We start from the raw sequence: 10,499 nt of genomic DNA on the forward strand, positions 1-10,499 counted from the left end.
CAGTGAGCGTAGCGAACGCCCTAACACCTAATTGCTACTCCTCAAACAATCCCATCTGTTCGCTCGTTGCGCCGCTCGCATACGTTTCAAGCCGTTCTGGATGCGTGAGCACATCAATCACTTTGTCTACCTCGGTCGGTGCGAAAGGGAACGCACCCGTCCGTATCAACTCTTGTGGTCCCTCACGTTGCGTGTGCGTTGTATCCCAGCGACATGCGAGCACCGATCTATCCTGACGTTGCGCATACCGTGCTGTATGCATCGCACCGCCGGTCTTTCGCGCCTCAATCACAATGGTTGCTAGAGAAAGCCCGCTGATAATGCGGTTTCTCTGCACAAGGTTGCCCGGGGACGGGGTGGTCGGGAATGGGTGTTCTGAAAACAGACAGCCATGCTCATAAATTTTCACAGCGAGTGGATTGTTCCGCCCCGGATAGATAGCAGACAAATCCGTTCCCACAACGCCAATCGTTTTTCCCATACCCGCGAGCGCACCAGAGTGTGCATACGTATCGATACCCGTTGCCAATCCACTGACAACCGTGAATCCGGCGAGAGCGAGTTGCGTTGCCAGTGAAAGCGTCAGTTCAATTCCCTCTATGCTCGGGTTCTGACTCCCCACAATTGAGACACACCGATCGCCGATGTCCGTTAACGTGCCGACGCTACAGAGAATTCCCGGGGCATCGGGTAAATTTTTGAGGGGTGCCGGATACTCTGGATCTTCAAGACACGTTACTCTGACATCCTGGTCTTTGAGGGCATTGAGTCTCTCACGAAAGGTCGGAAAGTTACCGGAGACTGTGAGTATGCGAGATGCGAGAACGGGGTTGAAGGAGGGTAATCGTGCAATTTCTGGGAGTTCCGCTTCAAAAATTGCCTGCGCACTGCCGAAACGTGCTATCAACCGTCTAATCCGCACGCTACCGAGTCCCTCAACGGAGGCAAGTGCCAGCCAGTATTCAAGAGCGGTGTTCTTTTTTTCCGAATGTGTCATATCCATTTGCATTTCGAGAACGTATTTCCTGTATACCTTAATATATAAGGAAGTATAGCATAGTATGAGGATGGATGTCAAATCTGTTAGGACCATAGGTGTCAATTTTAAAAAATCGCATCGCAGCAGCATTGCTGATCGCTGGCTGCCGCAAAAACAAATTGACACCTCTTTCTAATCAAGGTATACTTTAAGTGCAGACAATCGAATGAGGAGAGAAAAATGCAAAATACTCCCATACGCCTGCTCTCGGCAAATGGGCTTAGCCGGCATTATGGTGGGGTCATCGCGTTGTCCGAAGTGACAATGGCTGTACACCCCGGACAAATCTTCAGCTTAATTGGACCCAACGGTGCGGGGAAAACGACACTCTTCAACTGTGTCACGGGTTTGGATAAACCAACGTTTGGCAACGTTGATTTCTTGGGAGAATCCATTACGGGACTCCGTCCAGACCAAGTCACAAAACTCGGCATCGGCAGGACCTTTCAGAACATACGACTCTTCGCAGAACTCACAGTTCTTGATAACGTTAAAATCGGTAGGCATCCCCGCACGAACAGCACGTTTGTTGGGGCAGTCTTCCGCACAAATTGGGAAAAAAATGAGGAAGCGGAGATCGCCGAACGCGCACGCGATATGCTTGAATTTGTCGGATTAGGTGACATCAGCGACCAGACAGCAGGAAACCTCTCCTACGGCGACCAACGACGTGTCGAAATCGCCAGAGCTTTGGCGACTGAACCGAGACTCCTTCTCCTCGACGAACCCGCCGCCGGAATGAACCCTCAAGAGACACAGGAACTTATCGACCTTATCTACGCGATACGAGAGCGGGGTGTCACCGTGCTTCTCATCGAACACGACGTAAAACTGGTGATGCAAATCTCCGATTGGGTTACCGTGTTAGACCACGGTGAAAAAATCAGCGAAGGGATACCCTCGGACGTACAGAACGACGAACGCGTCATTGAGGCATATTTAGGAACAGCGGAAGAATAGTTATCGGCAGCCGACAACCACTTAGGAATAACAATGCTTGAACTTCGAAACATTCATACCTATTACGGAAATATACGCGCCGTTCGAGGCATCTCTATCTCTATCAATGAGACGGAAATGGTCTGTTTGATCGGTGCCAACGGTGCCGGAAAATCGACAACACTCATGACAACATCCGGGATACACACCCCTGTTGAAGGCAGTGTGCATTTTGATGGCAACGACATCACAACAACATCCGCAGAAGAACGCGTCCCCCTTGGTATCTCACAGGTCCCGGAGGGACGGCTCATCTTTCCGGATATGAGCGTCCTTGAAAACCTCGAACTCGGTGCCTATTCACGGAGCGACAAAAGTGCCATCAAAGACGATTTAGACAGGATCTTTCAGTTCTTCCCTGTCCTACAGAATCGGCAGAAACAGCGTGGCGGCAGTCTCAGCGGTGGCGAACAACAGATGCTCGCAATCGGACGCGCCCTGATGTCCAAACCGAAGCTTCTTTTGTTAGATGAACCCTCCTTAGGACTTGCACCGCTGATCGTCAAACAGATTTTCGAGATCATCCAGCAGATTAACGCCGACGGCACAACCATCCTCCTTGTCGAGCAGAACGCGCAAATCGCACTGCAAGTGACCGATAGAGGCTACGTCATGGAGACGGGTGAAATTACAATTGAAGGCACCTCTGCCGATCTGTTAGCCGACGAACGCGTCCGCCAAGCTTACCTCGGAGAATAAAAATAGGTTTGACACCCAAGCCCAAATATGATTTACTATACGCGAAGGAGAGACACCATGAGACGATACATTTTACTCTCACTCCTCTTTTGTGGGATCGCTTCGCCTGCACTCGCTGCGTTGACAGATACTGACTTCGACAAGATCCGCTTAATCGTCAAAGAGGAAGTCAAGAAAAAGATTGAGAGTTCCGAGGCACGCATGAAAGACTATATCAATACCAAGATTGATGGCGTTGAGGGACGTCTGAATACCAAAATTGGTGCGGTTAATTCCAGAATTGATAGCGTTGAGAAACAGATGACGTTCCTCCTGAATGTCATCTATGGATTGATTGTCCTCATTATCGTAGCTATCGGGATCCCACAAGTTATCATAGGGTGGCGGAGCAGATGGGACAGCTCGCTTGAGAACCGGGTTGAAATACTTACACAGGAGATTGAGGCACTCAAACGACAACACATTGTCAAACCCTAAAAACAGATGTATCCAACAATTATTGATTTCGGTCCCGTCGGTATTCATTCTTACGGGTTGATGTTAGCCACGGCGTTTATTACAGTCGTCTTTGTGATACAATCCGAGTTGAAACGACGGGGTTTTGTTGCAGAACTCGCCTCGACGATCGTTATGGCTGCGGCGATCGGCGGCATTGTCGGTGCGAAAATCTATTCTGCGTTACTCGACGGCCAGATCACTTTCCGAGAACTCTTCTCAACGAGCGGGTTGGTCTGGTATGGCGGTTTTATCGGCGGGTGTCTCGCTGTTATTATCGTCGTCCTCCGCTCCCCGAACCCGTTTTTACCTACAATTGACATCGTCGGTTCGACAGTCATCCTTGGATACGGTATCGGTCGGATCGGGTGTTTACTTGCGGGTGATGGTGACTATGGGCCCCCGTCGGATCTACCCTGGGCGATGGCGTTCCCTAACGGGACTGTTCCAACCGATGTTCCTGTCCATCCGACGCCTATATACGAAACGCTCCTGTCATTCACATTTTTCGGTATTCTTTGGTCGCAACGCCGTAAACTTGAGGACGCGCCGGGTGCTCTGTTTGGTGCGAGTCTTGTCGCGTTGGGGGTAGAGCGGTTTATTGCCGAGTTTTGGCGGATTACGCCGCGCGTACTTGGGTGGATGTCAGCAGCACAAGTTTTCAGTATCGTTGCATTTATTCTCGGCATTGTGCTCATTCTCTGGATGCGCAACCGTCCTCGCATGGCGGAAGCCGAAGTGAACAATCTCACCAATGGAACGGCAGAAGGCGAAGATAGGAAGTCGCGTCAGCGGAATAGGCGAAGTAGACGCCGCCAGCGACGGTAGCAGCCCAGTGGGGCAAAAGGTGTATAGAAACCGCGACCATCATATCCTAAGTCCCATCAAGGGTTTTTGATAGGGGGTTTCCCTAATTTCCTCAATTTCTTCAACAGGTGTATAGGAAATGTCGCATACCTAAAACGCAATCCCCAGCGAGGCGACATTTTTGTAGAAACCGCGACCCATCATATCCCAAGTCCCGGAGGGACGGCATTTTTGTAGAAAACGTCAATGAAAAAGAATCAAGCCCCAGCGGGGCGGCATTTATATAACTACAAGGAACCATTATGAGCAGCACATACACCCAAATCTACATACACATCGTTTTCGCCGTCAAAGGCAGACAATCCCTCGTTCCATATGTTATCTGCGTTTCTACACAAATGCCGCCCCTTCGGGGCTAAACTATGGTCTTCCGTTATCAAAACCTATAGACCTTTATATAAAGTGTAAATATATAAAGGTATAAAGGACGCACAACGTGCAAACAAAACGTATTTGTCTCTGGTCGGGACCTCGTAACGTCTCAACTGCAGTGATGTACGCCTTCGCACAACGCAGCGATACCGAGGTCATTGACGAGCCCCTCTACGCACACTACCTCTATACAAAATACGACGCACAGGCTCTCAAGAGTACGCATCCGGGGACAGCAGCGGTGATGGCATCCATGTCAACAGATAGCGCGCAGGTCATCGAAAAGGTGATCCTCGGTCCCTGTGAGAAGCCCGTGCTTTTCATGAAACAGATGGCACACCACCTCATCAACATTGACCTAAGTTTCCTCGAACACACACACAACGTTCTGCTCATCCGAGATCCACGAGAAATGCTCCCCTCTCTTGCAAAGGTCATCGGAACACCCACACTCGCCGACACCGGACTTAAAACACAATATGATCTCTTAACCGACCTACGCGCCGCGGGACACTCTCCGCCGATTCTCGACGCGCGACTCTTATTGGAAAACCCGTCCGATGTTTTATCGCAACTCTGTGAGCGGCTCGGATTACAATTTGAGCGTTCAATGCTGTCTTGGGAGGTGGGTGGAAATCCTGCCGATGGTGTGTGGGCACCGTATTGGTATCAGAACGTGCATCGGAGCACAGCGTTCGCGCCGTATCGTCCGAAATCGGAGCCGTTTCCGCCGGAATTGGAAAACGTATTTGCCGTGTGTCTGACATATTATAATGCTCTGTGTGAGGAGGCGATTGGCGTGTAGACATCAGCTCAGAACAGAGCCATTCAGAATCGGGGTTATAAACCCCTCCCACAAAAGCAAGAATCGGGGTTATAAACCCCTCCTACAAAAAGGGTTCGTGACAATTGAATGGCTCTGAGCTCAGAAAAGTATTGCTTGACATCCAGCTCCGACTTCTGTATAATATGGTAGAGGAGGAATTTCCATGGCAAATCATTTCAACGATCTGCTGCTGCAGACCTTAAAACAGATAAACGTCCGACTCGATCGTCTTGATGGGCGCATGGATCGTCTTGATGGGCGCATGGATCGTCTTGATGGGCGCATGGACCGCTTAAGCGAAAAACTTGACACAAAAGCCGATAAATCGGATTTCGACGTGACGAACGAAAAGTTAGATGACCTTGGAAGCCGTGTAGACCGCATTGAGGCCGGGATTGGAACCCTGAAATGGATCGTTGGGGCTGAAGTCGCTGTCATCGGCGTGGTGCTCGCTTTCATTAAAGCGTGTTAATCCCCTACCGATCATCTTCTGCGACCTTCTCAAGAATCTGCTCAAGGAGCCGATCGCTATCGGCTTCCCGCTCACGATATTGCTGGACTAACTCCGCCAACGTTGACGACTTCTCACTCTTCGTCGGCGTTTCACTCTTCGTCGGAATCCCCAGCAACAGCATATTCAATGCCTCATCAAACGTCTGTGCCTGCACCGCCGCAAGTTCATTCGATCCCGCCTTCAGGACCACCATCTCTAACTTCGGACGCCGCGGTTTGTCGTCATCCCCATCTTCACCCTCCTGCTTTTTCGCTTGCAGGTAAATCGCCTCAAGATAGAAGAGTGCGTCCTCAATCGGAATAATCAACAGATTGCCCCGGATCACATCGTTCGCCGCTTGCCAACCCCGCTGTAGATCGCCCGTTTTTTTATTAATATCGTCCTCCACCTGTGTCGGTCCGGCGATCCCGGCGTTCTCAGGGAGCACATAAACGATACGCTCACCGTAATGCGGTGGATCGCAGCGTGCCACCATCCACGCCTTCAACTGCTTCTCCCGATCTCGCGGCGCGAACGGAATCACATTTACGAACTCGACTTTTTCCTCACCCGGCAACTTCAGCAGGGCGTAGTAAGGCATCATCTCCTGATCTGCCTGTGAGGAGTAGTATGCCTCTTTCGGTATCGACCACGGGTTCGTATTATCGTAAAACCCACTCGCTTGCCGGTAATAATCGCCGTAGAGTTTCGCTTGAATCCGGGTCAGGTAATCAGGGTACCGCAAGTGCGCTGCCAACCCGTCCGGCATCTCCGATAGAGGTTTAAAGAGATTTGGAAACGCTTTCTGATACGTCTGCATCACGGCTTCGTCATCTTCATCTTTCTTGATGGCATAGAAATCCACCGCGCCCGTGTAAGCGTTAACGACAGCGACACCGGCATTTCGGATGTAGTTGAACGTATCAAAATCCGGCTCCTCATATAATTCACTGTCTGTGAGTTGCGTTTTATCGTCCACATACATCTGCGCGTTTGGATAATACCGGCTCGTCACATAGAAGTCGATGATCCAATACAACTGTTTATTGTTAATCACAATATACGGATCGGGATCGTAATTCAGGAAGGGTGCTATATATGAAGCACGGTCTTTGACGAGTCGGTCATTTCGGCGGGTGCCGATCCTTCGCCGGAACATGATTCGGCTCTCCGGTGTCAGTTTCTCTGAGATGAGGATAGGAAAGAAATCGAATCGGAGTGCGAAACAGAGTCGTCGGAACCACCCCCCTAAAGGCACACCCCCGTCACCGGCATAAGTATGCTGCATCCATTCAGGTATTTCTGGAGTTTCCACAACACCCACAGCACTTTCGGTATCCAAACTGCGTGCAGCACTATTTGCATCGCGATCGGTGTTCACAATCATGTAATTGCGGATCATCTCGCCGTAGTAAATCTGTGGAGATTCTACCGCCAGTTCCGTGTATGTGCTCTCTATCGGTGTATCCTTAACCCAGAGTTTCGGTAGCCCCTCGCCAACGAACTCGTTCACGGGTGCGACGCACACGCCATACCCGTGCGTAAATGAGCGTAGGTCGGTTTTCAGGCGGTCCCACCCCGTAATCTCGTCACCGGGATCAATTTCACGGGCGGCTATCAGGACCTGCCGATATTCACCGTCTACTGTATATCTATCAACATCGGTATACGGATGGAAGTTATAATGCGGTTTAATCTGTGTCTCTCGGAGTGCTTCATACAGCACGCGTCGATCCCAAATCTGGATGTTCTTCTTGACCTCAGTGTTTTCCGTTATCATTTCCAGCGTTGCAGTGCCAGGCTCGCGATCGACCCTCACAATCTCATCGAGATCAAAGGCGCGGCGTGTCTCTTCGATATGCCTCTGGAGGTACTGTCCCTCCTTGAGAAAGGGTTCCACACGCATACGCGCCACGTGGAGCCCCAACGGATATGCGTGAATCAACAGCGCGTAACTCAAGCCCCATACCGCCACAGTTGCATACCACAACAACCGTTTCCGATAGAAGATGTTAATCACGATAACAATTGCGATACCGATCAGCACGCCACAGTAAATCTTCGTGGCACCCGCAAGGTGGAAGTCTACGTAAAATAAGCCGTGAAGCGTCCGCAACCCATTCGTCAGAGGTTTCGTATAAACCTTGTCATAGAGGTGCACATAACTCCGCCACCCGCCAATGATTAGTAGCAACAGCCATAAAACCGAGCCGTGGAAGATGATATGGCGTTTCACACGTGCCATCGTGTGCGCGTCCCGACGGTAATAGAAATTATACAGCAACCCGACAACGACGCACGTTACCCACAACGTTATCTCTACCCAGAGGCTTATCCATCGGTGGAGCGGGAAACTAAAGAGATAGAAATTCCGGTCCATCCCGAAATGGAGAGACCTCTCTGCGGCTGCCGCATCCGGTTGATTCAGGTACCGAAGCACTATATCGTCTAATAGGAGCATTGGTGCTGCGAGCAGGAGTGCCGCAATCAGCGTGATACAGATGACCATCCGATGGAAGGAGAAAGTCTGCGTATGTGTCCACCGCCGAAACTCGCGGGATTCTGGACACAACATATTGGCGATTGCCGTGTTGGCGTTCATGAATCCAGCGGCGACAATGAAACAGATGCCAAAGATGCCCCACCGGACCTTCTGGAGTCCCCAGAACACATCGGCGTATCCGACGTTTTCGAACCAGAGGTGCTCTGTATAGAGATGCGCCAAGGGGAAGAAGCAGCTGATCGCAATGAGCGCGCTCAGCGTCCAGAGTAGATACGCCTGCCATTTGTTATGAACACCGCGACGCCAGTAGCCGCTCCGTCGGTAACGAAAGATGCCCCCTATTAAGGTAACACCGACAAGGAGTGTACTTAAAAGTAATTGTGCGATGGCAAGGTCTGCTGTCATGATGAATGCCTCCTATGAGACATTATAGCACAGGTGCGCGCTCATCCGCAAATTCGGTGATCGAGAATCAATTCGTCTGAATCAGGGTTTACAGGATTTAGGGATTTTCGGGATGAGAAGGGATTCTTGATTGAAAAGCGTTCTCACGCCGTAGGTCGGGTAGAGCGATGAAGTCCCCAGAATCCTTCAGGTTACCCACACATGTCTCCTTTTTCATGACACCTTCAGAAAAACAGACACAGCGAAACCCGACACTCCACTGCCCTGTGAGAATATGGCAAAAGGTTTGACACCCCTTCACATCGGTGTTATAATTGTGAACATAATCATAATCTTTTAAAGTATTAAGGAACGGATTCAAACGATGAAACTGAAGATTGTCATTCACGACGCTGAAGAAGGTGGATATTGGGCGGAAGTGCCATCAATCGCAGGCTGTGCCACACAAGGTGAGACGTTTGCGGAATTGCTCGAAAACATCTACGAAGCAATTGAGGGGTGTCTATCCGTAGACGTTACCGCATAATCCTGCGAATCCTAAAATCCAGTAAATCCTGATTCAGAGAAAAATTATTTGACAAAAGACATCCGTTACGTTATAATTAATACCAATTCAACCGCAAAAACGCCGAAATGCGCGTTTTTACACCCGGTTGGAAGAAAATACTTGACAAAAACACCCAATTTGGGTAAAATTACGATATGCGAAAAACAGTGTTGACTTTTTTTCGTAACTATTTTACAATTTCGGGTGTTAAAAAGGAATATAAACGTGGAGACCGAAAACTCGTCAAAAAAACGGGAATCTGAACGCTCCACCCCCTGAAACGCTGTTTTCAAAAAAATTGACAAAAAACGCAACTTCGGATACAATTAATCCATTAATTCTATACCAAGTCGTAGCGTTCGGGAAATCCAATAAGATTTTCTTCAAGTTTTATTTGCAATTAACAACGTTTATACAAGTGGTTTGGCTCGACGTATAGTGATGTGCTACACAGAGCCGTATAGCGAGATTCCCAAACCCAAATTTCTAAGCGTGTTTCGAAGGCATCTACCATGGGTAGACGTGGTTTCCCTAACCCCGAATACTTCAAAGGCACGCACTAAGGTTAGTTCAGAATAGATTTCATCCCTGAAAATCTGTTCTTGCTGTTTGATAATGAAGCACACGATGTGCCCACGATGTTCGATACGAATGTATTTTAGTTTGATTTAAATGGAGGAAAATTAGTAATGTTGTCTAATAAATGGACATTTTCCTTAACAAGTTTAGTTGTAATGCTGGCGTTCTGTTTCGTCGCGCCTGCGATGGCACAGTTTGAGATAAAACTGAGTGTTGGTGCAGACGAGGATGTCAGTTTCGCTGATGGCAACCAAGTGGTATATGGTTCAGCGACCACCATCAAGATCATGTCTGCCAAGGTGGTCAATTCCGAAGCAGGCACTGCAGCGACCACTGCCACGACTGCATTAGAAGCGATTGATTTTACGGTCATTGCCTACAATAAGTTTGGTGGCACAGTTACGCTTGCTACGCCTTTAGCGTTAGGTGCTGTAGACGTAGATGGAACCGCCGATGGTAAGCATTTCGCGGCAGAATTACCAAGCGTTGCTGCTGATTCTACTATAACACGGGTTCTTTTGGTTCTCAAGAAAGAGTCTGTGGAGCTTGCGGATCCGAGAGCCGAACTTGATGACGCTGGTGCGAGAAAGGCTGCTGGTAAAAACAAAGAGGCATCCATTGAGCTGCACTATGTTGGTGCAACCGAAGGCACTGCCGTTGGGACTGTTGCAAGTG

At 49.4% G+C, this 10,499-nt stretch carries 10 protein-coding genes; 8 read left to right on the forward strand and 2 right to left on the reverse strand.

Annotation, left to right across the window (positions count from 1 at the left end; all coding sequences use genetic code 11):
* Positions 1-34: 34 nt before the first annotated feature.
* On the reverse strand, positions 35-1,009 hold the full coding sequence (locus tag J4G07_19940; GenBank protein ID MCE2416263.1) for a DNA-protecting protein DprA: 975 nt from the start codon (positions 1,007-1,009) through the stop codon (positions 35-37).
* 210 nt (positions 1,010-1,219) lie between these two features.
* Here J4G07_19940 and J4G07_19945 point away from each other — a divergent pair, with 210 nt between their 5' ends.
* The 6 genes from J4G07_19945 (at position 1,220) to J4G07_19970 (ending at position 5,769) form a co-directional block, all read left to right on the forward strand.
* Positions 1,220-1,999: an ABC transporter ATP-binding protein gene (locus J4G07_19945; protein MCE2416264.1), complete on the forward strand. Its 780-nt coding sequence runs from the start codon at positions 1,220-1,222 to the stop codon at positions 1,997-1,999.
* 33 nt (positions 2,000-2,032) lie between these two features.
* Positions 2,033-2,737, forward strand: a complete 705-nt coding sequence (locus J4G07_19950; GenBank protein MCE2416265.1) for an ABC transporter ATP-binding protein — start codon at positions 2,033-2,035, stop codon at positions 2,735-2,737.
* A gap of 57 nt (positions 2,738-2,794) precedes the next feature.
* Entirely contained in the window at positions 2,795-3,214 is a 420-nt protein-coding gene (locus tag J4G07_19955; protein MCE2416266.1) for a hypothetical protein, read from the forward strand.
* 6 nt (positions 3,215-3,220) lie between these two features.
* A complete protein-coding gene (locus J4G07_19960) occupies positions 3,221-4,060 on the forward strand; it encodes a prolipoprotein diacylglyceryl transferase (protein MCE2416267.1) in 840 nt (279 codons plus the stop codon).
* Between the two features lie 532 nt (positions 4,061-4,592).
* Positions 4,593-5,276, forward strand: a complete 684-nt coding sequence (locus J4G07_19965; protein ID MCE2416268.1) for a sulfotransferase family protein — start codon at positions 4,593-4,595, stop codon at positions 5,274-5,276.
* Between the two features lie 184 nt (positions 5,277-5,460).
* A complete protein-coding gene (locus tag J4G07_19970) occupies positions 5,461-5,769 on the forward strand; it encodes a hypothetical protein (protein MCE2416269.1) in 309 nt (102 codons plus the stop codon).
* A gap of 4 nt (positions 5,770-5,773) precedes the next feature.
* Here J4G07_19970 and J4G07_19975 read toward each other — a convergent pair whose 3' ends face one another.
* A complete protein-coding gene (locus tag J4G07_19975) occupies positions 5,774-8,698 on the reverse strand; it encodes a UPF0182 family protein (GenBank protein MCE2416270.1) in 2,925 nt (974 codons plus the stop codon).
* Between the two features lie 364 nt (positions 8,699-9,062).
* Here J4G07_19975 and J4G07_19980 point away from each other — a divergent pair, with 364 nt between their 5' ends.
* Together J4G07_19980 and J4G07_19985 are read left to right on the forward strand one after the other, a co-directional pair.
* Positions 9,063-9,224, forward strand: coding sequence for a type II toxin-antitoxin system HicB family antitoxin (locus tag J4G07_19980; GenBank protein ID MCE2416271.1), 162 nt, complete (start codon positions 9,063-9,065; stop codon positions 9,222-9,224).
* A gap of 710 nt (positions 9,225-9,934) precedes the next feature.
* The coding region (locus J4G07_19985) for a hypothetical protein (protein MCE2416272.1) at positions 9,935-10,499 on the forward strand (565 nt) is incomplete at its 3' end.

It is taken from the genome of Candidatus Poribacteria bacterium, assembly GCA_021295715.1.
Lineage (GTDB): Bacteria > Poribacteria > WGA-4E > WGA-4E > WGA-3G > WGA-3G.